The 23633-nt window shown below is 70.9% G+C and carries 24 protein-coding genes; 7 read left to right on the top strand and 17 right to left on the bottom strand.

All coding sequences use genetic code 11. From position 1 onward, the window contains the following. Positions 1-44: 44 nt before the first annotated feature. Positions 45-449 (bottom strand): DUF5997 family protein, encoded by a 405-nt coding sequence (locus ACIPC1_RS26555; RefSeq protein WP_402521069.1) that lies wholly within the window; start codon positions 447-449, stop codon positions 45-47. 132 nt (positions 450-581) lie between these two features. Between ACIPC1_RS26555 and ACIPC1_RS26550 the strand changes: the two genes are divergently transcribed. Then, a complete protein-coding gene (locus ACIPC1_RS26550) occupies positions 582-1361 on the top strand; it encodes a LysR substrate-binding domain-containing protein (protein WP_402521067.1) in 780 nt (259 codons plus the stop codon). A gap of 32 nt (positions 1362-1393) precedes the next feature. Then, entirely contained in the window at positions 1394-1903 is a 510-nt protein-coding gene (locus ACIPC1_RS26545) for a DUF6314 family protein (RefSeq protein ID WP_402521065.1), read from the top strand. On the opposite strand, the gene ACIPC1_RS26540 is transcribed toward ACIPC1_RS26545, so the two are convergent. Both ACIPC1_RS26540 and ACIPC1_RS26535 read right to left on the bottom strand, forming a co-directional pair. Continuing rightward, positions 1885-2478 (bottom strand): histidine phosphatase family protein, encoded by a 594-nt coding sequence (locus ACIPC1_RS26540; protein ID WP_402521063.1) that lies wholly within the window; start codon positions 2476-2478, stop codon positions 1885-1887. The genes ACIPC1_RS26545 and ACIPC1_RS26540 overlap by 19 nt on opposite strands. Before the next feature lie 62 nt (positions 2479-2540). Continuing rightward, a complete protein-coding gene (locus ACIPC1_RS26535; protein ID WP_402521061.1) occupies positions 2541-2978 on the bottom strand; it encodes a GNAT family N-acetyltransferase in 438 nt (145 codons plus the stop codon). Between the two features lie 164 nt (positions 2979-3142). Between ACIPC1_RS26535 and ACIPC1_RS26530 the strand changes: the two genes are divergently transcribed. Then, the gene (locus ACIPC1_RS26530) at positions 3143-3343 is read left to right on the top strand and encodes a DUF1918 domain-containing protein (protein ID WP_402521059.1); all 201 of its coding nucleotides are present in this window, start codon (positions 3143-3145) and stop codon (positions 3341-3343) included. Position 3344: 1 nt separating this feature from the next. Here ACIPC1_RS26530 and ACIPC1_RS26525 read toward each other — a convergent pair whose 3' ends face one another. After that, positions 3345-4577 carry a glycoside hydrolase family 10 protein gene (locus ACIPC1_RS26525; protein WP_402521057.1) on the bottom strand — a complete coding sequence of 411 codons (1233 nt, stop codon included), beginning with the start codon at positions 4575-4577 and terminating at the stop codon, positions 3345-3347. A gap of 168 nt (positions 4578-4745) precedes the next feature. On the opposite strand from ACIPC1_RS26525, the gene ACIPC1_RS26520 reads away from it, so the two are divergent. Together ACIPC1_RS26520 and ACIPC1_RS26515 are read left to right on the top strand one after the other, a co-directional pair. Further along, positions 4746-5606: a 3-hydroxybutyryl-CoA dehydrogenase gene (locus ACIPC1_RS26520; protein WP_402521055.1), complete on the top strand. Its 861-nt coding sequence runs from the start codon at positions 4746-4748 to the stop codon at positions 5604-5606. Positions 5607-5795: 189 nt separating this feature from the next. Beyond that, positions 5796-6053, top strand: coding sequence for a hypothetical protein (locus ACIPC1_RS26515; RefSeq protein ID WP_402521053.1), 258 nt, complete (start codon positions 5796-5798; stop codon positions 6051-6053). Between the two features lie 26 nt (positions 6054-6079). On the opposite strand, the gene ACIPC1_RS26510 is transcribed toward ACIPC1_RS26515, so the two are convergent. The 10 genes from ACIPC1_RS26510 to infC form a co-directional block, all read right to left on the bottom strand. Then, on the bottom strand, positions 6080-6625 hold the full coding sequence (locus tag ACIPC1_RS26510; RefSeq protein WP_402521051.1) for an NUDIX hydrolase: 546 nt from the start codon (positions 6623-6625) through the stop codon (positions 6080-6082). Between the two features lie 131 nt (positions 6626-6756). Further along, positions 6757-8097 carry a transcriptional regulator gene (locus ACIPC1_RS26505; RefSeq protein ID WP_402521049.1) on the bottom strand — a complete coding sequence of 447 codons (1341 nt, stop codon included), beginning with the start codon at positions 8095-8097 and terminating at the stop codon, positions 6757-6759. Between the two features lie 332 nt (positions 8098-8429). After that, the gene (locus ACIPC1_RS26500; RefSeq protein WP_402521433.1) at positions 8430-9407 is read right to left on the bottom strand and encodes a PP2C family protein-serine/threonine phosphatase; all 978 of its coding nucleotides are present in this window, start codon (positions 9405-9407) and stop codon (positions 8430-8432) included. Positions 9408-9869: 462 nt separating this feature from the next. After that, positions 9870-12377 carry a phenylalanine--tRNA ligase subunit beta gene (gene pheT, locus ACIPC1_RS26495; RefSeq protein WP_402521047.1) on the bottom strand — a complete coding sequence of 836 codons (2508 nt, stop codon included), beginning with the start codon at positions 12375-12377 and terminating at the stop codon, positions 9870-9872. Then, complete coding sequence (gene pheS, locus ACIPC1_RS26490; RefSeq protein WP_384380086.1) at positions 12377-13504, bottom strand: phenylalanine--tRNA ligase subunit alpha; 1128 nt, start codon at positions 13502-13504, stop codon at positions 12377-12379. The genes pheT and pheS overlap by 1 nt, the downstream gene beginning before the upstream one ends. 147 nt (positions 13505-13651) lie before the next feature. Then, on the bottom strand, positions 13652-14866 hold the full coding sequence (locus tag ACIPC1_RS26485) for an ATP-binding protein (protein ID WP_402521044.1): 1215 nt from the start codon (positions 14864-14866) through the stop codon (positions 13652-13654). Between the two features lie 50 nt (positions 14867-14916). After that, positions 14917-15774, bottom strand: coding sequence for a TrmH family RNA methyltransferase (locus tag ACIPC1_RS26480; RefSeq protein WP_402521042.1), 858 nt, complete (start codon positions 15772-15774; stop codon positions 14917-14919). Between the two features lie 547 nt (positions 15775-16321). Further along, on the bottom strand, positions 16322-16705 hold the full coding sequence (gene rplT, locus ACIPC1_RS26475) for a 50S ribosomal protein L20 (protein ID WP_365434577.1): 384 nt from the start codon (positions 16703-16705) through the stop codon (positions 16322-16324). Between the two features lie 110 nt (positions 16706-16815). Beyond that, on the bottom strand, positions 16816-17010 hold the full coding sequence (gene rpmI / locus ACIPC1_RS26470; RefSeq protein ID WP_161700734.1) for a 50S ribosomal protein L35: 195 nt from the start codon (positions 17008-17010) through the stop codon (positions 16816-16818). 152 nt (positions 17011-17162) lie between these two features. Further along, positions 17163-17900 carry a translation initiation factor IF-3 gene (infC, locus tag ACIPC1_RS26465; protein WP_402521431.1) on the bottom strand — a complete coding sequence of 246 codons (738 nt, stop codon included), beginning with the start codon at positions 17898-17900 and terminating at the stop codon, positions 17163-17165. Between the two features lie 370 nt (positions 17901-18270). On the opposite strand from infC, the gene ACIPC1_RS26460 reads away from it, so the two are divergent. Beyond that, positions 18271-18636, top strand: coding sequence for a DUF1844 domain-containing protein (locus ACIPC1_RS26460; RefSeq protein ID WP_384380075.1), 366 nt, complete (start codon positions 18271-18273; stop codon positions 18634-18636). A gap of 40 nt (positions 18637-18676) precedes the next feature. Here the strand turns inward: ACIPC1_RS26460 and ACIPC1_RS26455 are convergent, their stop codons facing one another. Further along, positions 18677-19411: an SseB family protein gene (locus ACIPC1_RS26455; RefSeq protein WP_402521039.1), complete on the bottom strand. Its 735-nt coding sequence runs from the start codon at positions 19409-19411 to the stop codon at positions 18677-18679. Between the two features lie 149 nt (positions 19412-19560). On the opposite strand from ACIPC1_RS26455, the gene ACIPC1_RS26450 reads away from it, so the two are divergent. Next, on the top strand, positions 19561-20571 hold the full coding sequence (locus tag ACIPC1_RS26450; RefSeq protein WP_402521037.1) for a serine hydrolase: 1011 nt from the start codon (positions 19561-19563) through the stop codon (positions 20569-20571). Between the two features lie 43 nt (positions 20572-20614). Here ACIPC1_RS26450 and mycP read toward each other — a convergent pair whose 3' ends face one another. Together mycP and ACIPC1_RS26440 are read right to left on the bottom strand one after the other, a co-directional pair. Beyond that, a complete protein-coding gene (gene mycP / locus ACIPC1_RS26445) occupies positions 20615-21811 on the bottom strand; it encodes a type VII secretion-associated serine protease mycosin (RefSeq protein WP_402521035.1) in 1197 nt (398 codons plus the stop codon). Continuing rightward, positions 21808-23148, bottom strand: a complete 1341-nt coding sequence (locus tag ACIPC1_RS26440) for a hypothetical protein (protein ID WP_402521033.1) — start codon at positions 23146-23148, stop codon at positions 21808-21810. Before ACIPC1_RS26440 ends, mycP begins: the two co-directional genes overlap by 4 nt. Between the last annotated feature and the right edge of the window lie 485 nt (positions 23149-23633).

The raw sequence follows: 23633 nt of genomic DNA, 5'->3' as shown, positions 1-23633 counted from the left end.
GCCGAGCCCCGACGCCGCTCTACGGGGCTTTGCGGGAGATCAGGTCAGGAACGCGCGCCCCGGGACTGATCGGCTTCGTCGGCCTTCTTGTCCTTGATGCGCGCCGCTTCCTTGCGGACCTCGGCCTGGGTGGCGCGCTCGCGCAGCAGCCACTCGGGGCCGTCCGACTTCAACGCTTCGATCTGCTCCGTGGTGAGGGCCTCGGTGACCCCGCCGCGCGCGAGCCCGGCGATGGAGACGCCCAGCTTGGCGGCGACGACCGGCCGCGGGTGCGGGCCGTTGTCCCGCAGTTCCCGCAGCCACTGGGGCGGTTCGGCCTGCAGCGCAGCCAGCTCGGCACGCGAGACGACACCCTCCTGGAACTCGGCGGGGGTGGCCTCGAGGTACACACCCAGCTTCTTCGCCGCGGTGGCGGGCTTCATCGTCTGGGTGTTCTGGTGCGGCGTCATGGTGTCAAGGGTAACGAGCGTATGGACCGGCTCCGACCAGCACGGCTGCGGGCGGCTTCCGGTGGGCGGGGCCGCCGCCCCTCGGCCCACCGCGGTGCCTTGCCACCGGGCCACGGCCGGTAACCTGGCGGAGTGACCGGATCCGAAGCATCCCCGTCGTTCAGGCTCGCGTACGTCCCGGGGGTGACGCCCGCGAAATGGGTGCGGATCTGGAACGAGCGACTGCCCGACGTCCCCCTGACGCTCGTCGCGGTGTCCGCCGCGGAGGCGTTCGACGTCCTGCGCAGCGGCGGCGCCGACGCCGGTTTCGTACGGTTGCCGGTCGACCGTTCGGACCTCAGCGCGATCCCGCTCTACACCGAGACCTCGGTGGTCGTGGTCCCCCAGGATCATGTCGTGGCAGCGGTCGACGAGGTGTCCACGGACGATCTCGCCGACGACATCGTGCTGCATCCCCTCGACGACACCCTCGGCTGGGAGCGTCTGCCGGGACAGCCCGCGATCGAGCGTCCCGCCACGACGGAGGACGGCGTCGAACTGGTGGCGGCCGGCATCGGAGTCCTCGTCGTCCCCCAGTCACTGGCCCGCCTGCACCACCGCAAGGACCTCACCTACCGCCCCGTCACGGACGCCCCCGAGTCACGCGTCGCCCTCTCCTGGCCGGAGGAGAAGACCACCGACCTGGTCGAGGACTTCATCGGAATCGTCCGCGGCCGCACGGTCAACAGCACCCGCGGACGTACTCCCGCATCCGCCCCGGCCGATCCGAAGACCAAGGCCAAGCGTCCCGAGGCAAGCGGCGGCGCCCGGCGAAAGCCCACCACCGGCAAGGCGACCGGCAAGAGCTCTCGCAGCGGAGGCAGCGGCGGCACCAAGGGCGGCAAGCGCGGCAAGCCCCGCGGCCGTTCTTAAAGGTCCTGGAAAGTGACGGGAAGCGGGACAGAATGGGCGAGTTCCGGCCGGTGAGCGACGTGCTGGCGTACCTGGCCGGGAGCTGGCGGGTGGAGCGCGCGGTGCGGGACCTGGCAAGCGGCGCGGCGGGACACTTCACGGGGACGACGGTTTTCGAACCCCTTGAGGACACCGGCCTCGGACCACTGCGGGAATCCGGTCTTCTGCACCAGGAGTCCGGCACCTTCATATGGCAGGGCACGCCCCGGCCGGCCGAACGGACACTGCGGTTCCTGCCGGGGCAACGCCCGGGAACCGCGGACGTACGGTTCTCCGACGGCCGCCCCTTCCACGATCTGGACCTGACCTCCGGGCGGTACGTCGCCGACCACCCCTGCTCGGCGGACCTCTACCGGGGCGAGTTCACCGTCCTCGACGAGCACCACTGGCGGACCGTGTGGTGCGTGGCAGGCCCCGCGAAGGACCTCGTACTCACCACGGACTACACCCGCCAAAACACGGACCACACCCGCCAGGACACCGCCTACAGGCCCGAGGACTGAGAGAACGCCCCTTCGAAGCGCAGGTTCCAGCGCCCCCCGACACCCGTGACGGTGATCGTCGACAAGGGGCGTACGTCCACGTTCCAGTACGTCGAGGGCGGCGCCTTCAGGGCGTAGACGACGGCGGCGCGGACCACGGCCGGTTCGGCCACGGCGACGATTCGGCCGCCGTCGTCGGCGGGCCGGGTATCGAGCCAGTTGCCGACACGGGCGATGAAGGCCAGCAGCGACTCGCCGCCGTGGGGCGTGGAGCGCGGGTCGGCGAGCCAGCCGTCGACGGCCTCGGGCTCGCGGGCCATCGCCTCGCCGAGCGTGAGCCCCCGCCACCGGCCCATGTCGCAGTCGCGCAGAGCGAGTTGCACCAGGGGCGCGTAGCCGAGCGCGTCCCCGGTGGCCCGACTGCGCGGCGTCGGTGCGCAGTAGCGCAGCTCGGCCACGGCCAGCGGCACCAGCTCGTGTGCGGCACGCTGCACTTCCGCCCAGCCCGCCTGGTCCAGCGGCCGGTCGTCCTCGAAACGTTCCGCAAGCAACGTGGAGCTGCGCGCCGCGGCGACGAACGTGACCCGAACATGCATGCCGAGATCGTGGAACGCGGAACTCCGCAGGTCAAGAGGGGTAACGCAGGGTACACGTGACATCACCGCAGGATGAGCGCCATCCACTGGTCCGGCCGGTCCAGCGCCTTGAATCCGAGTTTCTCGTAGACACCGTGCGCATCCTGTGTGGCGAGCAGCACCCGGCGTACGCCGAGCGGTTCGACGTACCCGCGTACGGCGGCGACCAGGGCGGTGCCGAGCCCCTTGCCCCGGGCCGCCGGGTCGACGTAGACGTCGCAGAGCCACGCGAAGGTCGCCTCGTCGGTCACCACGCGTGCATACGCCACCTGCTCCCCGGACGTCGCGTCGTAGACCCCGAAGTTGAGCGATCCCGCGATCGCGCGCTCCTGCTTCTCACGTGAACGCCCGAGAGCCCAGTACGCGTCGGTGGAGAGCCAGCGGTGCACGCGGTCGACGTCGACGCGGGTGGAGTCGGCGGAGATCTCATAGCCCTCGGGCAGGCTCTGTGTGTCGGTCATATGGGGACAGTCGCAGCTCGCCCTGCCGGGGGTCGAGCGGTTTTCCGTCCCCGCCGCAGTCCGGTACCCGTGGGCTCCGCCCCAGGCCGGGCCAACCGGCGCCATCGGTCGTAGACTTGGGACCACGGACCGCCACTCCCGTACGGAACGAGGAGGCCGTTCAGATGCACGCAGTCAAGGGCGACCAGTTGGTGCAGCACGGCAGGGTCGTCGGACAGCAGGAGAAGATCGCGGAGATCGTCGAAGTCATGGGTACGGAGGGCGCTCCCCCGTACCGCGTGCGTTTCCAGGACGGGCACGAGACGGTGTGCTCGCCGGGCCCGGACTCCGAGATCCGGCACAAGGACACCGGCGCGGGCGTGTAGCTCAGCGCATGGACCGTGCCGACCGCTGGTAGTGGTCGGCGACGAGGCGTGCCATCGCACCGATCCGGTCGGCCCCGACCTCCTTGGCCGAGAAGAACACGTGTCCGCCCACCTGCGGGTAGTCCCCGGCGAGGGTGAGATGCCGGGACAGCTCGGCCGGGTCCTGCCAGGCGGCGGGCTGCGCCGGATCACCGGCCTTGTACAGGGCCTCCCCGACGTACAGCTGCACGCCACTGCCTTCGGCGACCTCGGCCCACCAGGGCACCAGCTTCGCGTAGTCGGCGGCGGCCAGGCCGATGTTCCAGTACAGCTGCGGGCAGATGTAGTCGATCCAGCCCTCCCTCACCCACTTCCTGGTGTCGGCGTGCAGATCGTCGTACGTCTGCACGCCGGCCCGGGTCGCCGAGCCGAGCGGGTCGGTCGTCGCGTTGCGCCACACCCCGAAGGGGCTGACGCCGAAGCGTGCCCTGGGCCGGATCCGCTTGATACCGGCCGCCGTCTCCCGCACCAGCCGGTCGATGTTGTCGCGCCGCCAGGCCGCCCGGTCGGGAAAGCCCGCGCCGTACGCCGCATAGGCCGCGTCGTCGTCGAAGACCTGCCCGGCGACCGGGTACGGGTAGAAGTAGTCGTCCCAGTGCACGGCGTCGATCTCGTACCTGCGCACCGCGTCGAGCATGGCGTCCTGGACGAAGGCGCGGACCTGGGGCAGGCCGGGGTTGTAGTAGAGCTTCCCGCCGTACGGGACGACCCAGTCGGGATGTTCGCGGGCCGGGTGGCTCGCCACGAGCCGCGTCGGGTCGGTGTGGTTCGCGATCCGGTACGGGTTGAACCAGGCGTGCAGTTCCAGGCCGCGCGCGTGGGCCTCCGTGACCGCGGTGCCCAGGGGGTCCCAGCCGGGGTCCCTGCCCTGGACGCCGGTGAGGTACTGGGACCACGGCTCGTACGGCGAGGGCCACATCGCGTCGGCCGTGGGGCGCACCTGGAACATCACGGCGTTAAGACGGCGGCGTACGGCCGTGTCGAGATGGGCGAGGAGTTCGGTGCGCTGCTGGGCGGCGGTCAGTCCGGTGCGCGAGGGCCAGTCACGGTTGGCGACCGTCGCCAGCCACATCCCGCGCATCTCCCCCTCCGCGCGGGGCCTGCCAGGAGCGGCCGCGGCATCTCCCCCCGTCGCGAGCCCCGACAGCATCGCCGCCGCGGCCAGCGTGAACGCCCGGCGTGACAGTCGCCCCATCCCCGCACTCCCTACCCAGTGGATCCGCCTCGTCACGGATCGTCTCCCCGCACAGCATGCCCGACCCGCACGATCGATCATCGATACTTGGGAGTAACGTGCACGATCGGAGCAGGCCCCTCACAACGGGCAACCTGCCAAGGCCGATGATCAGCGGAAAGGGACGATGTGACCGACATCGAACGCGTCGGAGTGGTGGGCTGCGGCCAGATGGGAGCGGGCATTGCCGAGGTGTGCGCCCGCGCCGGTCTTGACGTCAAGGTGGCCGAGACCACCGGTGAAGCCCTAGAGATCGGCCGTACCCGGCTGTTCAACTCCCTCTCCAAGGCGGCCGAGCGCGGGAAGATCTCCGAGGAGGAGCGGGACGAGACGCTGGCGCGGCTCAGCTTCACCACGGACCTCGGCGAGTTCGCCGACCGTGACCTGGTGATCGAGGCCGTCGTCGAGAACGAGCAGGTGAAGACGGAGATCTTCCAGGTCCTCGACCAGGTGGTGACCCGGCAGGACGCGATCCTCGCCTCCAACACCTCCTCGATCCCGTTGGTCAGGCTCGCCGTCGCCACCTCGCGTCCCGACCAGGTCATCGGCATCCACTTCTTCAACCCGGCGCCGGTGCAGAAGCTCGTCGAGCTGATCCCGGCGCTCACCACGTCCGAGGGCACCCTCAGCCGGGCGCAGGCACTCGTCGAGAAGATCCTCGGCAAGCACGCGATCCGCGCCCAGGACCGCTCCGGGTTCGTGGTCAACGCGCTGCTGATCCCCTATCTCCTGTCCGCGATCCGGATGTTCGAGTCGGGCATCGCGAGTCGCGAGGACATCGACAACGGCATGGAGCTGGGCTGCGCCCACCCGATGGGCCCGCTCAAGCTGTCCGACCTGATCGGCCTCGACACGGTGGCCTCGGTCGCGTTCTCGATGTACGAGGAGTACAAGGAACCGCTGTACGCCGCTCCCCCGCTGCTCCAGCGCATGGTGGACGCGGGCCGGCTGGGCCGGAAGTCGGGCTCGGGCTTCTACACCTACCCCTGATTACGCACCGTCAGACTCAGGCTCACGCGGGCCCGGCACCCCTTTCGGTGCCGGGCCCGCGGCATTCACACGCCGTGTGCGCGCCGGGCCCGCATATGCCGCTCGCACACGCTCCCCACGCACCCACCAGGCGAGTTGACTTTCCGTGCGCAAGTAAAGGCTGTGACGACTACAGAAAGGAGCCGACTCGTGACCGCCAACCCCGAGCATCCCGCGGCACCGAGGGAACTCGCCGAGTTACGCCAGTCCATCGAGGTGGGTCTCACCCGCATCGAGGGCGGACTGGCGCTACTCACTCAGCGCGACGACCAGACCGCCAAGGATCTCGACGACCTGAGCGCACGGATCGTCGCCCTGGAACACACCCGCTGGCCACTGCCCACCCTCGCGGTCGTCGCGACCGTGGGCGCACTGGCCGTGGCGGTCTGGCAGGCTCTGGGCCACTAGGTCCCCGGACGCCGTGGGGGGATGGATCAGGGCAACGCGTCCTGCCCGAGCCTGAGATGGTGCAGAAGGAGCAGTGCGGCAGCCATGTTGGCGGCCGGGACCTCGCCGCGGGCGACCATGTCGGGGACGAGCTTGAGGGGAACCCATTCCCGACGGTCGGACTCGAAGTCGTCCACGGGGTGGCCGATGTAGGCGCCTTCGTCGGCCCAGAAGATGTGGTGCCGGGCGTCGGTGAGTCCGTTGGAGGGCTCGACGCTCATCAGATGGCGCAGAGGTCCTGGTCGCCAGCCGGTCTCCTCCTCCAGTTCGCGGGCGGCCGCGACGGCGATGTCCTCGCCGTCCTCGACGACGCCCGCCGCGAGCTCCCATCCCCAGCTGTCGGTGATGAAACGGTGCCGCCACAGGAGCAGCACCTCATTGGCCGCGTTCACCACGGTCGCCACGGCCACGGGGCGCAGCCGTATCAAGAAGTGATCGAGGTGTCGGCCGTCCGGCAGCTCAACGTCTGCGAGATTGACGCTGAACCAGCGGTTTTCATACACAGTTTGTTCGTTCAGTTTCGTCCACTGCACGGTTCTGCCACCTTCCGCCGAATAGATGGCAATATGGCAGCAGGAACGTTCTGACAGCAGGCGCACAGCGGCACACGGTTCGGTAGCGGGTCGGCTGCGGGTCGACGTTCGGTCGGTGATCGGTCGGTGTTCTACAGCGGTACGCGCAGTGCCCCGTCGATGAGTTCCGCGGCCTCGGAGGTGCCCGCGCATCCACTGGCCACCAGGTGCTCGCGCACCGCGCGCAGTCTGTCGCGCAGCCGCTGGGACTCCATCCCCCGGGCCTGTTCGGCCATTTGGAGTGCGGTGGCGACCGCCTTGTCGGCGTTGCCCTGGCGCAGTTCGATCTGGCTGAGCACGGCGAGCCGGTGCACCCGTCCGCGGTCGTGGGCGGGGTTGTCGACGGCGGCCACGGCGTGCTCGTCCGCCGCCATCAGGTCGCCGAGGCTGAGCAGCGCCTCCGCCACTTGTACGTTGACCAGGCCCGGCTGGACATAGCCGGTCTCATCGGGCTCGTAACCACGCCGGATACGCTCGGCGGCCTGCTCGGCACGCCGGATGCAGGACAGTGCGCTGCTGCCGTCGCCGAGGTGTGCGTACGCCTTGGCCTGCATCGCGTAGAGGTCGGAGGCGAGCGCCGGAGTGATCTGCCGCCCCGCGGCGCGCAGCGCGGCCTCGGCGAAGGCGACGGCCTGCCGGTGCTCCCGCATGAACAGCGACTGGTTGACCAGGAGGGCTATGACATACGCCCCAAGTCCCCTGTCCCCGCTGGCCTTTGCCAGGCGCAGCGCCTGGTGGAAGTACCGCTGGGCGAGGCCGTGCGCGTCGGAGTCGTAGGCGCAGATGCCCGCGATGGCCACCAATCCGCCGGTCGCGCGGTGGAGTTGGCGTCCGGTGGAGTCGGTGTAGCTGCCGCGCAGCAACGGCGCCGTCTCGGAGTTGAGGAAGCCGACGATCCGGGTGCGGGTCGCGACGCCGCCCGCCTTGCGGTACATCTGCTCGTAGTGGGCGCGTGCCGCGCGGAGCATCTCGATGTCGGCCATGCTCACTTGGTGGCGTCCGCCGCGCGAGACGTCCACGTCCTCGGGCGGGTTCTCCCACTCCCACACCGGCATCACGGCGGGTGTTCCGGTAACGGCCGGTGCGCCGAGGATGTGCGGGCGCTGCTGTTCGTCGGAGCGCCAAAGGGCGGTGGCCCGTTCGACGAAGCCGGAGAGCGAGGTGCCGTGCGGGGTGGCCGGCTCGCCGGGGACTCCGAGACCGATGTCGTCGAGCGTGACGGGCCGGTGGAGTCTGCCCGCCAGCACTTCGCAGATCAGGTCGGGCACCTGGCCGCGTGGCCGCTGCCCCTTCAACCACCGCGCGACGGCGGTGTGTTCGTACCTGAGCGCGAGTCCGCGCGCTCTCCCTGCCTGGTTGACGTGAGCGGCGAGTCCCGCGTGCGAGATGCCCGCCTCGTCGAGAATCGCGTCGAGCAGAGTATTGGGCTGCATAGGAGGCCCCCCGGGTGGCTCGGTGCCGACCGTGCCGTAAGAGTAGTAGGTCCCGTTTCACACGGGGTGTGAACGGAGTGCTCGCATCCGGGCAGTACACGCGCTGTCGCAGAGCGTTCCCGGCCGGTTGACTGAGATGCCTCGTAAGAGGCCGGCCGGGCCGCCGGCTCCCCCTCGTACAGTGCGGCGGCCCGATCCCGCGCCGTCCGCCCAGCTGCCTGCCCGACACTCCGTGGCGGGGCGGACGGCGGCACTCCGTTGGTGTCGCCGGAGCGCTGCCGGTGCGTTGTGGTTGGTCGCGCGGTTCGTCGTGCCCCTTGAAAAGCCAGCGCTCACGTGACGTGATGGGCCACCGGGTGGGATTTTTGCGCCGGGACTCGTTTGCGGTCGTTGCGGAGGACGAGCAGCGCCATGTCGTCGGTCGGCATCCCGCCCGTGTGGCTCAGGACTTGGCCGAACACCGCGCTCAGGACGGCCTGCGGTGAGAGCGGCTGGACGCGGACGGCGTCGGTGAGAGCGGCCCGCAGCGGGAAGAACCTGCCCTGTGCGTCGCGCGCGTCCTCGACTCCGTCGGTGTGCAGGAAGAGCCCCTCGCCGGGCAGCAGTTGGCCGTGGCGCAGCACAGGCAGCTCGGCCGGGAGGGGGAACGGCCCGAGCGGGGGCAGCGGTTCGGCGCAGGACAATCGTTCGACCCGGCCGCGCACACCGGTCGGCTCGGCATGGCCGCGTAGCAGATAGGGCCACGGATGACCGCAGTTGACGGCGTACACCGCGCCGTCGCAGCGGATCTCCAGAAGCAGCAGGGTGACGAACTCCTCGGCGACCGGGCTGTCCGGATCGAGGCCGGACGAGGGGTGCTCGGCGCGGGCCCGCTCCCGCAGATGCCGGGCCAGCGCCCGCTCAAGTCTTCTCAGTACGCAGCCCAGTTCGGGCTCGTCGTGCGCGGCCTCGCGGAAGCTGCCGAGGACGGCGGCGACGGTTCCGATGGCGCCGAGACCGTGCCCGCGGACGTCACCCATGACGACCCGCACACCGTGTTCGGTGGCGATCACCTCGTACAGATCACCACCGATGCTCGCACCGCGATCCGCGGAGACTTGCGCCGCGGCGACATTCAGCCCGTCGATCCGTGGGGGCAGCGGTCGCAGCAGCACGCTCTGGGCGGCGCCCGCGACCCTGCGGATCTGCCGGAGCTCGCGCAGTAGCGCCGTTCTGACGTGGAGTATCAGCCCCGTGCCGACCGCGAAGAAGACGGCGCAGGTGACGATGCGGGCACAGAACCCGTTCTGCTGGGCGAGCGGGCAGACCATCTTGTAGGTGATCGCCGTCGCGCCCCAGACGATGGGCAGCCCCAAGCCCAGGGCCCGCCGCAGCGGCTGCCGGTCGGCCCTGCGGACCGCCCGGCCGAGTCCCACCCGAAGGCCACGCCTTCTGACCGGCCGAGGTCTCCTTGCGCGCACCGCCCGGAAGAGCCCGGCCCGCAGACCGTTTCCCCGGCCGACCACGGGGAGGACCGCCCGGGCCAGCACCCGCGCATGTGTACGGGGCGTCGCCCTGTAGGGAGCCCCACCAGCCTTGATATGGATCATGCCGATTGGCCCCCCAATAGGCCCTGACAGCGCAGAGGGCCTCCGCGAGGCCGGTCCGATTCTGTCGACCGCATGGGCCGATCGGGCCAGATCGCCCAGCCTTGTCACCCGAAGGAGTGAGGGGCACATCCAGTGCCACGGATGTACCCCTCAGCTGCCGTCAGCCGGCCTGTCAGCCGTCCACTACACCCCGCGCAGGACCGCCCCGGTCCGCTCGCCCGCGAGGGCCACCGCCGCGTCCCGGGCCTCGGAGGCCTCGTCGACCGTCAGGGTCCGGTCGGCGGCGCGGAAGCGCAGCGCGTAGGCCAGCGACTTCTTGCCCTCGCCGAGTTGCTCGGCGTTCTCGTAGACGTCGAACAGCCGGATGGACTCCAGCAGTTCGCCCGCGCCCTCGCGCAACGCCGCCTCGACGGCCACGTGGGGCACGGACCGGTCGACGACCAGGGCGACGTCCTGGGTCGCCACCGGGAAGGTGGAGATCTTCGGACCCTTCGGGACGCCCGAGCTCGCCTGCTCCAGCGCGTCCAGGTCCAGCTCCATCGCACTGGTGCGCGCGGGCAGACCCAGGGTCTTCAGGACGCCGGGGTGCAGCTCACCGGCGTACCCGATGACCTTGTCCGCACCGTCGATGATGACGGCCAGCTCGGCACAGCGGCCCGGGTGCCACGGCCCGTACTGCCCGCCGCGGACCAGGAGTTCGGTCCCCGCCTCGCGGGCCAGCGAGCGAGCTGCCTCGATCGCGTCGGCCCAGTCGGCCGGGCGGCCCTTGCCCCACCAGCCGGCCTGCTCACGGGCGCCCGTGAGGACGACGGCGGCGTGCCGGGGCTGGACGGGGAGCGCGGCGGTGAGCGACGCGATCTCCTCGTCGGTGGGACGGCGGTCGACGGGCAGCCGTCCGGCGACGCGCAGTTGCTCGCGCGGGTGGAAGACCAGGCCGGTCTCGAAGAGCGCGAGGTCGTGGCTGCCGCGTCCGTCGTTACGGCGCAGCGCGCCGAGCAGGCCCGGCAGCAGCGTCGTACGGAGCGCGGGCTCCTCGTCGGAGAGCGGGTTGACCAGCTTGACGACCTTGCGCTTCGGGCCGTCGGCGGCCAGCGCGAGCTGGTCGAAGACGTGCTCTCCGATGAAGGGGTGGTTCGGCGCCTCGACATATCCGGCACCGGCGAGTGCGCGGCCGACACGGCGGTGCAGCCGCTGCCTGTCGGTCAGGCCGAGGCCCGCCGGGGGCTTCGGCAGGGTGGAGGGCAGGTTCTCGTAGCCCTCAAGGCGGATGACCTCCTCCGCCAGGTCGTTCGGGTCCGTCAGGTCGGGCCTCCAGGACGGCACGGTGACGATCAGCTCGTCCTGCCCGTACACGTCGCAGCCGACCTGCTGGAGACGGCGTACGACGGTCTCGCGGCCGTAGTCGACACCGGCCACCTTGTCCGGGTGGTTCGCCGGGATGGTGATGGTGTGCGGCGCGGAGGGCGCGATGACCTCGGTGACGCCGGCGTCGGCGGAGCCGCCCGCGAGGATCACGAGCAGGTCGACGGTCCGCTGGGCCGCGGCGGACGCGGCCTGCGGGTCGACTCCGCGCTCGAAGCGCTTGGACGCCTCGGAGGCCAGCTTGTGCCGGCGGGCGGTGCGGGCGATGGACAGCGCGCTGAAGTGCGCCGCCTCGATGACGACCTCGGTGGTGGTGCCCGTGGCGTCGTCGATCTCGGTGTTCGCGCCGCCCATGACGCCCGCGAGGCCGATGGGGCCGCGGTCGTCGGTGATCACCAGGTCCTCGGCGTCCAGCGTGCGCTTGACGCCGTCGAGCGTGGTGAGCTTCTCGCCCTGCTCGGCCCGGCGCACACCGATCGCGCCCTGGATACGGGTGCGGTCGTACGCGTGCAGGGGCTGACCGAGCTCCAGCATCACGTAGTTGGTGATGTCGACGGCGAGCGAGATCGGGCGCATGCCCGCCTTCTGGAGGCGGCGGCGCAGCCAGATCGGGGAGCGGGCCTCGGGGTCGAGACCCGTGACCGTACGCGCGGTGAAGCGGTCGCAGCCGAACGGGTCGGACACCTGCACCGGGTGCCCGAACGCGTTCGGGGCCGGTACGTCGAGCAGCGCCGGGTCGCTCAGCGGCAGGCCGTACGCGATGGCGGCCTCGCGGGCCACCCCGCGCAGCGAGAGCGCGTAACCGCGGTCGGGTGTGACGGCGATGTCGAGAACCTCGTCGACGAGCTGGAGCAGCTCGATCGCGTCGGTGCCCACCTCGGCCTCCGGCGGCAGGACGATGATGCCGCCGCTGCCGTCGTCGCCCATGCCCAGCTCGTCGCCGGAGCAGATCATGCCGTGCGAGGTCCTGCCGTACGTCTTGCGCGCGGCGATCGCGAAGTTGCCGGGCAGCACGGCGCCCGGCAGGACCACGACGACCTTGTCGCCGACGGTGAAGTTGCGGGCGCCGCAGACGATCTCCTGGGGCTCGCCGGTGCCGTTGGCGGTGCCGACGTCGACGGTGCAGAAGCGGATGGGCTTCTTGAACTCCGTCAGTTCCTCGATGGTCAGCACCTTGCCGACGACGAGGGGGCCCTTGAGGTCGGCGCCGAGCTGCTCGACGGTCTCGACCTCGAGACCGGCGGAAATGAGCTTGGCCTGGACGTCGCGCCCGGTCTCCGTCGCCGGCAGGTCGACGTACTCCCGCAGCCAAGAAAGCGGGACCCGCATCAGATCTCCATCCCGAACGGCCGGGTGAACCGGACGTCACCCTCGACCATGTCTCGCATGTCTTCGACGTTGTGGCGGAACATCAGCATCCGCTCGATGCCGAACCCGAAGGCGAATCCGCTGTACTTCTCGGGGTCGACACCGCAGGCGATCAGCACCCGCGGGTTGACCATGCCGCAGCCGCCCAGCTCGATCCAGCCCTCGGAGGAGCAGGTCCGGCAGGGGCGGTCGGGGTTGCCGACGGACTCGCCCTTGCAGACGTAGCAGAGCATGTCCATCTCGGCGGACGGCTCGGTGAAGGGGAAGTAGTTCGGCCGCAGCCTGGTCTTCATGTCGGCGCCGAAGAGCGACTGGACCATGTGGTCCAGGGTGCCCTTGAGGTCGGCCATGGTCAGGCCCTCGTCGATGGCGAGGAGCTCGATCTGGTGGAAGACCGGGGTGTGCGTGGCGTCCAGCTCGTCGGTGCGGTACACGCGGCCGGGGCACACGATGTAGACCGGCGGCTCGCGGTCGAGCATGGCGCGGGCCTGCACCGGTGAGGTGTGCGTGCGCAGTACGACACCGGACTCGTCGCCCTCGGTCCCCTTCGGCCCCTGGACGAAGAAGGTGTCCTGCATCTGCCGGGCCGGGTGGTCGGGCGTGAAGTTGAGGGCGTCGAAGTTGAACCACTCCGCCTCGACCTCGGGGCCCTCGGCGATCTCGTATCCCATGGACACGAAGACGTCCGCGACCCGCTCCATCATGGTGGTCAGCGGATGCCGGGCGCCGGCCGGTACACGGTCGTACGGCAGCGTGACGTCCACTGCCTCCTCGACCAGTACCCGGGCGTCGCGGTCGGCCTCCAGCTCGGCCTGGCGGGTGGCGAGCGCCTTGTTCACCGCGCCGCGGGCCTGGCCGACGAGCTTGCCGGCGGCGGCCTTGGCATGCGGGGGCAGGGCGCCGATCTCGCGGTTGGCGAGGGCCAGCGGGGAGGTGCCGCCAGTGTGGGCGACCTTGGCCTCCTGGAGCGCGTCGAGGTCACCGGCGGCCGCGAAGGCGGCGAGCGCCTCGTCCCGCATGCGCTCGATCTCTTCCGGTTTCAAGGCCTCGACCTCTACAGGGTCGTACGACTTATTCGGTGCCGACATCTCTTCCCGTGCTTCCGGTTGGCTGGCTGGGGTCCCCGTCTACGACTCGGAGACGCAGCGTCCCTGAAATGGAGACGCAAAGGTGCCAGAGGCCGAGTCTAACGGGGGGTGAAGTGGAGGAATGCGCCCGTGGGTCCTCGCTCGGCGTTACAGCAGATACGCCGGGGTGCCCACGGGCAACGTAAATCGGAACTCGGCGCCGCCGCCGGGGGCGCGGCCGACCGTGATGGTGCCGCCGTGGGCTTCTACGATGCCCTTGACGATGTACAGCCCGAGGCCGGTGCCGCCGCGCTTGCTGCCCCGCCAGAAGCGGGTGAAGACGCGGTTCATGGACTCCTCCGGGATGCCGGTGCCCTCGTCGCTCACCGTGACCGATGTGGCCGCGTTCCTGCCGTCCTCCCCTTCACGCGGGGAGGCCGAGGGCGTGACGTCAATCGTGACGGTTCCCTCGCCGTGGCGCACCGCATTTTCGATCAGGTTGCTGAGGACCTGGTCGACCTTGTCGGGGTCGGCCCAGAGGGCGGGCAGCGGATGCTCGATGCGCACCAGGAAGCGGTCGGCCGACTGGCCGGAGGCGACGTAGGCCTGGATGTGGCGGCCGACGGCGGCGCCCATGTCGACGGGCTGGCGGCGCACTTCGAGCCGGCCGGAGTCGATGCGTGAGATGTCGAGCAGCTCGGCGATGAGCCGGGTGACCCGGTTGGCGTCGGCGTCGACGGTCTCCAGCATGAGCTTCTTCTGGTCGTCCGTGAACCGTTCCCACTTGGCCAGCAGCGTGGCGGTGAAGCCCTTGACGGAGGTGAGCGGCGAGCGCAGTTCGTGGGCGACGGTGGCGATGAGCTCGGCGTGGCTGCGCTCGGTGCGGCGGCGGGCCTCGGTGTCGCGCAGGGAGACGACGACGCGCTGGACCGGGCCGGTGGGACGCGTGCGCACGTACCGCGCGGAGACGAGCACCTCGCGCCCGCCGGGGAGCAGCAGATTCCGCTCGGGCTGTCCGACCCGGATGGCGAGACCGCCGTACGGGTCGGTCAGCTGCCACCATCTGCGCCCTTCGAGGTCCTCTAAGGGCAGCGCCCATTCGAGCGGGTGTCCGAGCGCGTCAGCGGCGGACACGGCGGCGATTCGGGCGGCGGCGGCGTTGAAGCAGATCACCCGGCCGCGCTCGTCGGCGACGACGAGTCCGTCGGGAAGGTCGTCGGGGTCGATGCCGAGACCGGATCCGAGGCCGGCCAGGAGCCCGGCTCCCTGAGCGGCTTCCTGCTCGGCTCCGAGTTCGGCGGCGTCACCGCGCCGGGACGCGGGTGTACCGCGCACGTCCCGTGCTCGCGGTGCCTTGTGCGCACCACTCGTGCCGACACTCATCCCCGTCTCCCACCTCTCATCCGGCAGTGGGCCCCGAGCAGGTCACCCTACTAGCTCTCGGTGACGGAGCGGCACCCTCCGGAGCCGCGCTGTGCACGGGCGGACGCGTAGAGACATACGGCCGCGGCGGTGGCGAGGTTCAGGCTCTCGGCCTTTCCGTGAATGGGTACGCGCACGACGGCGTCGGCCAGCGCGCGCGTCTCCTCCGGAAGCCCCCACGCCTCGTTACCGAACACCCAGGCGGTCGGGCCGCCCATGGTGCCCTTGTCCAGCTCGTCGTCGAGGTCGACCGCCCCGACGCCGTCGGCCGCGAGGATCCGTACACCGGCGTCCTTGAGCCCCTGTACGGCCCGCTCGACGGGCACGCCCACGGCGACGGGAAGGTGGAACAAGGACCCCACCGAGGCCCGTACGGCCTTGGGGTTGTAGAGATCCACGGACGCGTCGGTGAGTACGACGGCCTCGGCACCGGCGGCGTCCGCGCAGCGCAGCACGGTGCCGGCGTTCCCGGGGTCGCGCACGTGCGCGAGTACGGCGACGAGCTTGGGCCTCTCCTTGAGGATCTCCTCGAAGGGCGTGTCCAAGAAGCGGCAGATCCCGACGAGCCCCTGCGGTGTGACGGTCGTCGAGATGTCGGCGATGACCTCCTCGGCGGCGAGATGCACCCGCGCGCCGGCGTTCTGGGCATCCGCGACGATGTCGGCGTACCGCTCCCCGGCCTCGACCGTCGCGAACAGCTCGACGAGGGTCGCGGTCCCCTCGCGGCGATGCGCCGCCGCCTCCCGCACGGCCTGCGGCCCCTCGGCGAGGAACAGCCGCTCCTTCCCCCGGAAGTTCCGCCTGGCCAGCCGCCGCGCGGCAGCCACGCGGGACGAACGTGGGGAGATCAGCTCGGGAGCGGAGGACATGCGGCCACCTTCAGAGGGTTACGGAGGGGTGTTCTCGTCCGCCACGGGGGGCGACGGCCTCGGCGGAACGGCACCGCCCTCCGCTTCGGGGTGGGGACGGGCCCAGGACGGCGGGGGGAAACCCGCTTCCCGTTCCCCGCGATGGGGAGCGGTGGCTTCCGCCGGGCCGGTACCGGCCTTGCGGTGGCTTCCGCCGCGACGGTACCGGGCCCTTGCCGTGGTGTGCGCCGCGACGCTGCCGGGCCGTGACGGCGGCTTACGGCGGTGCCGGCTCGACCGCCCCGCGCGCAGCGTGGGAATCGACGCGCCACGGACGGAGACGGGCCGCGAAGCATTGCCCCGGAGCCACAGCCCGGGCCGGCGTGCGAGTCCGCCGCTCTCCGCTCTTCCGGTTCACAGCTCACGCCGACCGCAGGACAGCCGGGCGTTCGCCGAACCCGGAGCAGTTGCCGCAGCCATGGCCGTAGCCATAGCCGTAAGCAAACGGACCCGCAGGCCGTGGAGGCCTGCGGGTCCGATGTACATCCGGCTCAAGCCAGCGCGAGCGTCACGCGGCCTTCGGCGCGTTGACGTCCGACGGCAGCGCCTTCTGCGCGACCTCGACGAGCGCGGCGAACGCGTTGGCGTCGTTGACGGCCAGCTCCGCGAGGATCTTGCGGTCGACCTCGATGTTGGCCGCGTTCAGACCCTGGATGAAGCGGTTGTAGGTGATGCCGTTGGCGCGGGCAGCGGCATTGATGCGCTGGATCCACAGCCGACGGAAGTCGCCCTTGCGCTTCTTGCGGTCGTTGTAGTTGTAGACCAGGGAGTGGGTGACCTGCTCCTTGGCCTTGCGGTACAGACGCGAACGCTGACCGCGGTAGCCCTTGGCGGCCTCGAGGATCGCCCGGCGCTTCTTGTGGGCGTTGACTGCCCGCTTGACGCGTGCCACTTGTTAACTCCTTGTAGCGGGGCCGTGGTGGGACTCACACGGCCCGAAATCGATGGGGTCCCGGTCCTGACGTACGGCGCGCGGCGATCGAATGATCAGGCGCCGATGCGTCACTTGCCGAGAAGCTTCTTGATCTTCTTGGCGTCGCCCGGGGCCATCTCGGCGTTGCCGCTGAGGCGACGCGTCAGGCGGGACGACTTGTGCTCGAGCAGGTGGCGCTTGCCGGCACGCTCACGGAGCACCTTGCCGGAGCCGGTGATCTTGAAGCGCTTGCTGGCACCGCTGTGCGACTTGTTCTTCGGCATAGCGCCGTTCTCTCCTCGTCAGTGGCGTTCCGGTGCCCGGTCGTGAAACCGGGCACGGTGGAACGTCATATCCATTGCTTGGCATCCCTGGACGGTTGTCCCGGGACTCCCCGGACTCTCGTCCCGGGCTCCCGGGGCGTTCGCCCTGGGGTCTAGACCTCGGCGGAAGCCGCGGCCGGAGTCTCGGCGGTCTCGGCGTCGACCTCGTCGGCCTCGTCCACCTCGTCGACCCCGTCCACCTCGTCCACCTCGGGGATGTCGTCGCCCGCGTGGTTCTGCGACTTGCCCGGGTTGGCCTTCGCTTCGGCCTTGCGAGCCGCCTGGGCCTCACGGGCCTCGGCCATGGCCTCGGTCTTCTTCTTGTGCGGACCGAGAACCATGATCATGTTCCGGCCGTCCTGCTTCGGGTTCGACTCGATGAACCCGAGGTCCTCGACGTCCGTGGCGAGACGCTGCAGCAGTCGGTAGCCGAGTTCCGGCCTGGACTGCTCGCGACCACGGAACATGATCGTGATCTTGACCTTGTCGCCCTGCTTGAGGAACCGGACGACGTGACCCTTTTTGGTGTCGTAGTCGTGCGGGTCGATCTTCGGCCGGAGCTTCATTTCCTTGATGACCGTGTGCGCCTGGTTCTTGCGCGCCTCACGGGCCTTCATGGCCGACTCGTACTTGAACTTCCCGTAGTCCATGAGCTTGCAGACGGGCGGACGAGCGCTCGCCGCCACCTCGACCAGGTCGAGGTCGTACTCCTGCGCAAGCTCCAGGGCCTTGGCAAGCGGAACAATCCCGACCTGCTCGCCGCTGGGACCGACAAGTCGGACCTCGGGAACGCGAATCCGGTCGTTGATGCGGGGCTCGGTGCTGATGGATCCTCCTCGGTAGCACCACACGGCGGTCTGGCGGACCACCGCGTATGTCTCTGATGACAGTTGGACCAACCACCGCGGGACATGAAAAATGCCCCGGACGGGACACAGGCAGGGCTCCAAGGATTACCGGAGCACCGCCACGGTGAACCGCGGGGCGCACATCGGGCGACTCCATCGTCCGTACGGAACGATGGTGACCGCCTGACCGGGTGACCCGCCGTCCCGGAGGACAGTCAGGTGGGAGATCGGAGCCTCCACTTGTGGGCCGGGCACGCTGACATACTTCTTGGCGCGTCCGACCGGTCGTAACACAAGGTTAGCAGCTAGGACTGAGAAGGGCTAACCGAGGCCAACGGGGGTCGGCCCCCGCCCGGGACCTATCGTGGAGGCCATGAGTGACACCCCTCCCCAGACGCCCGACTACGACACCATGACCCGCGACATCGCCGAGGTCCCCGCGGTCGAGGTGATCGTCACGGTCGCCGTCAATCTGATGAGCGCCGCCGCAGTGAAGCTCGGCCTGGCCCCGCAAGAAGGGGTGGGCGACGAGCACAAGGACCTGGACGAGGCGCGGAAGCTGGTGCACGCGCTGGCCGGGCTGCTCGACGCGAGCACGACCGAGATCAGCTCCTTCCACGCGGCACCGCTGCGCGACGGTCTCAAGTCGCTCCAGCTGGCGTTCCGCGAGGCGTCGATCGTCCCGGACGAGCCGGGCCAGGGCCCGGGCGAGAAGTACACGGGCCCGGTCTACGGCTGACTCACCCGGTCCGCGGCCGTTTCGCCGGTCGACGAGCGACTCACACCTCTCGTACGTACAAGGGCTCGCCCGGCGGCGTCGCCCCGGCCGGCAGAAGTGCCAGGTCGAGGCCGCGCACCAGGCGGGCCCTCAGTGTCTCGTCGGCCGCCAGCCGTTCGGCGATCGCGCGGGCGGTCTCGGCGGGAGACGCGGACCGGCCCAGTACGAGGGCCAGCGTGCCGTCCGCCTGCCCCGGGCCGAGATGCGCGCGGAGCACGGCCGGCTCGGCGGCGACGGCCGCGCGGACGGCCTCGGTGACGGCCGGATCGGCGAGGGGATCCGTGTTCGTACGCCCCTCGGCGAGCGCGAGCAGTGCAGGGCCGGTCAGCTCGTACGGCACCGGACCCGCCAGGTCGAGGACGACGGTGTCGGCCTTCTCGTGCGCGGCGGCCTGAAGGGCCTGGTGCAGGGGTACGGCCACGGGGCGGGCCTCGGGATCCCAGCGGGCCAGCGACTCGGTGGAGGTGAAGGCGGGCAGGGCGGTACGGTTCCCGGCCTTCAGGGTCGGCACGGCCATGTCGCTGGTCTTCTCGTGGCGCAGCCCGTTCTCGTCCTCCTCCACCTCGCCGAGCACGGCCACCACCGGCACGAGCAGCCGGGCGCCCCTGAGGGCCTCCAGGACCGGCCCCACGGCGGTGCGGTCCTCGGCCCAGGCGGTGAGTGCCGCGCTCAGCCGGGGATCGGCGGAGCCGTCGTCGTCGGAGAAGCCGGAGTCGGGAATGTTCTTGTTCGCCACGGTCCCTGACCCTATCGGTGGGATGCAGTTGGGCTTGTGCGGCCCCTGAAACATGGACTTGACAGGTCTCATGGAATTCTCATACATCCCTGACGCAGATTTCACATGCGTCTAACCATGGGCACAGGCCCGGCGCCCAGCATCGCGGAATGGACCGTCACAGAGCCAGTCGACGCCGCGCCCGCCCGTCCGGCCGCAGGCCCTTCGTCTACGCCGCGGTGGCTTCCGTCATCCTCGTGGGCGGTACGGCGGCCGGGGCCGTATATATGAAGGCCCAGGCGCACGACGGCCAGGACCTCATATCGTCGTCCTCTCCGTCCTCGGCCTCGGCCTCGGCCTCGGCCTCGGCCTCGCCGAGCGTCAGCGAGGAGGCGTCGGTGGAACCCGTCACGGTACCCGCGGTGGACCGGGACGCGCTGCTCGCCGAGGCGTTGAAGTCCGTGACGGTCCCCAGCGGCGCCGAGACCTCGGCGTCCGTCCTCGACGTCGACTCCGGCGAGAGCGCCGCGTACGGCAAGGGTGCCTTCGACACCGCGAGCATCGTCAAGGTCGACATCCTGGCCACGCTGCTGCTCCAGGCGCAGGACGCGGACCGGCAGCTGACGGCGACGGAGAAGGCCAACGCCACCCTGATGATCGAGAACAGCGACAACACGGCCGCGACCACGCTGTGGAACGAGATCGGCCAGGCGGACGGCCTCAACAGCGCGAACAAGAGCTTCGGGCTGACGGGGACGGCGGGCGGGGACGGCGCGCTGTGGGGGCTGACGCAGACCACGGCGGCCGATCAACTCACCTTGTTGCAGCAGGTGTTCGGCGACGACGAAGCGAAACTCAGCGAGGCCTCGCGGACGTACATGCAGGGGCTCATGAGTGAGATAGCCGTCGATCAGCACTGGGGTGTGTCGGCCGCGGCCGACGGTTCCGACTGGGCCCTGAAGAACGGGTGGCTGGCGCGCAGTACGACCGGTCTGTGGGACATCAACAGCATCGGGCGGGTCACCGTCGACGGCCACGACTACCTGGTCGCGGTGCTGTCCAACGGCACCACGACGAAGACGAAGGGGATCTCGCTGGTCGAGTCGGTGGCGAAGGCGGCGGTGTCGGTGTTCCAGGACACAAGCGCCGATCCCAGCGTTACGGCGACGGCCACCGACTAGTTCGTACGAAGGCGTCCGGTTGGTGCGGACGAAAACCGTCCGGTCAGAAGTGGTCGTAGCCGCGCGGTCGTCTGCGGCCGCGCCACAGGACGACCGCCGCGGCGAGCAGCACCGCGCCGAGACCGCCCGCGAGCGGGCCGACCCAGCCGGCGGGATCCGTGTCGTCGTCGGAGGTGTCGGGGCCCGGTCCGAAGTACTCCTGGCCGTACGCCGCCCGCAGCCCCTCGGGCTTGAGCAGGCCGCCTTCCTTGATGGCGGCCGCAGGGTCGATGAAACCGTAGCCGCGTGAGTCGTCACGGCCGTCTGCGGGGGCGTTGCGGGCCGTGTCCTCCAGGAGTTGCTTGATCTGGGCCGGGGAGAGGTCCGGATGGGCCGCCTTGATGAGCGCGACCGCGCCGGAGACGAACGCGGAGGCCGCGCTCGTGCCCCAGCCCTCGTAGTACTTCTCGTCCGGGTCGGCGATGACGACGTCGACACCGGGGGCGCTGACGGTGGCGTACCAGCGGCGGGTGGAGAAGGAGGCGCGGGTGCCGTTGCTGTCGACGGCGGTCGCGGCGATCACGCCCGGGTAGGCCGCGGGGTAGGAGATGTGGTCACCCTTCTCGCCGCCGTTGCCTGCCGAGGCGACGACGACGGCGCCCTTCTTCAGGGCGTACTGGACGGCCTCGTCCTCGGCGGGTTCGGGGTGGGCGGAGGCGGAGTCGTCGCCCAGGGAGAGGTTGATGACGTCGGCGCCGTTGTCGGCGGCCCAGCGGATGCCGTCGGCGAGGGCGTTGCCGCGGGTGTTGCGGGCCTTCGTACGGGAGTCGTCGCCGTCTTCGAGGATGACGCGGACGGGGAGGATCTTGGCCTCGGGAGCGATGCCCATGACGCCGTCGGCGTCGTCGAGCCCGTGTCCGTGGCCTGCGATGATCCCCGCCATGGCGGTGCCGTGCCTGGCCCACGCCCGGTCGCCGCGGGCCGCTCCGAAGCCGACCATGTCCTTCCCGGTGAGCACGTTGCCCTCCAGGTCCGGGTGCTGGTCGTCGACGCCGGTGTCGAGGACGGCGACGGTGATCCCCTGGCCCTTGGTGGTCTGCCAGGCCTCCTGGGTGTGCATCGCGTCGAGGGCCCACTGCTGGGCGCGGATGCCGTCGGCGTGGGCGGTGGTGGAGGGGACCAGGGCGAGGGAGGCGGCCAGCAGGACGCTGAGGAGCCCGGCCCTGCGGATCCTTGTGCGGTCTGCCGCCCGGCGGGTCATGACGGCTTCTCCGTGGCCGAGGTGACGGTCTTGCGGAAGCCTCGCTCGACGCGGTCGGCGAGGCCCTGTGCCTCGTGGCCGAGGCCGGCCTGGGCCGGAGCCGTGGTCGCGCCGGGCTCCATGGCGTCCTCGGCGGCCTGCGGGTCGGTGACGGCGCGACCGTCGGCGAAGCCGGAGACGGCGTAGACGACGACGGGGGCGTCGGTGAGGACCGACACCGTCCAGGACGCACGCTGGTCGTCGCCGAAGCCGGCCGCGACGGTGCCCTCGACCGCGTACGGGCGGGGCATCAGGTCGGTGCGCCGGTCCAGGCCGTCCTTCTGGAAGCGGGTCTTCAGAGAGGTCATGGCCGTCGCGTCCGCCTTGGTGAACAGCAGGCCGACGGTGGTGACGAGGCTCCGGGTCGCGTCCGTGTACGTGGCGCGCAGCAGGCGCAGGCAGCCCACCGGCGCGAGGGCTTCGCGCAGGAGGGGGTCGAAGGCGTTCGCGCAGTCGGTGTCCGGGGCGACGGCGACCCGCGTCCAGGTGCGGTCGGCGCCGCCCGGTCCGGCGCCCTCGCCCTGCACGGTGGGCGGGAAGAGTTGGTCCACCGGCACGCTGTGCCAGAGCTCGCCGGACGCCACGAACTCGGTCCGCGCGTCGGAGCCGGCCGAGCTTTCCCCGGTCAGCCAACTCCCGGTCACCGCCCCGCCGATGAGGCCGAGGCCCAGCACGACGCAGGCCGCGGCGGCCAGCGCCCGGGGTCGGGTGCGTCCACCGTGCGGGCGTACGCGCACCGTGTCGTCGAACGTCTCCGGCTGCCCGAAGGACACGAACGGGCGCTCCACGACCGGGGTTTCCGACGGGGGTGCGGGGACCGGGGGCCGTGCGGGGGTCTCCTCGGCCGGGATGGGCCGGAGCCGCCTGGTGGTCTCCGTGGCGCTCTCCTCGGGCACGGTGGTACGCCGACCCTCACCGGACGCCGGGGGCGCGTCGGGGAACCGTGCGGAGGCCGCCGGCGGGGGCGGGGACACCGGGCCGGGCCGCCGGGGCGGGCGCAGGCCCGGGAATCGCCGGCTCCCCTCCTCGCGGTGAGGAGCCTCGCCGGGCGACTGCGCCGGCGACGGGGCCCGTGTCGCGTCCGGAGTCGGCGGCTGCGCCTCCGCATCGACATCGGCATCGGTGTCGGCAGAGAAGTCGAAGAAGTCGAACGACTTGGGCGGCGACGGTACGCGAGGACCGCGCCCTGCGCCCGCGTCCACCCCGGACGACCGGGGGCCGCCGTCGTCCTCCCGGGGCTGCGATTCCGGCTGCGCGGGGGCTGAGCCGATCCCGTTCCCGGCCGAAGTCGGTCCCACCGGCTGCACCTGCGGGCGGGGCGGGCGCGTCGGGGCATCGCCGGGCTGCGAGGGCACCGGACGGCGCCCGGCCGTCGGGGGGCGTCCCCACGGCGGGGTCTGGGTACGGGTGGGCGGCAGGGCGTCCGCCCTGGAAGGCGAGCCTCCAGATGAAGGAACCGCCCCCTGCGCAGGGCTGCGTTCCGGCACGGCGGGCCGCCCCGACGACGAGGGCCGACCCGGAGTCCCCGACCCGCCCGACGCCGACGGCAACTGACCCGGCATCGGGAACTGCCCGGCCGCCGGGGGCTGGTTCCGCTTCGCCGGCTGACCGGTTGTCGGACGCTGGTCCGGCCTCGCCGACTGACCAGCCGTCGGTGACTGACCGGCCGTCGGACGCTGATCCGGCCTCGACCACTGACCGACCGCCGGACGCTGGTCCGGCCTCGCCGACTGACCGCCCGTCGGTGACTGACCGACCGCCGGACGCTGACCAGCCGTCGGAC

Origin of the sequence: Streptomyces sp. NPDC087263 (assembly GCF_044744645.1) — a bacterium.
Classification (GTDB): domain Bacteria; phylum Actinomycetota; class Actinomycetes; order Streptomycetales; family Streptomycetaceae; genus Streptomyces.
The sequence above is the reverse complement of the archived record's forward strand: the minus strand, read 5'-3'. Positions and strand labels throughout refer to the sequence as shown.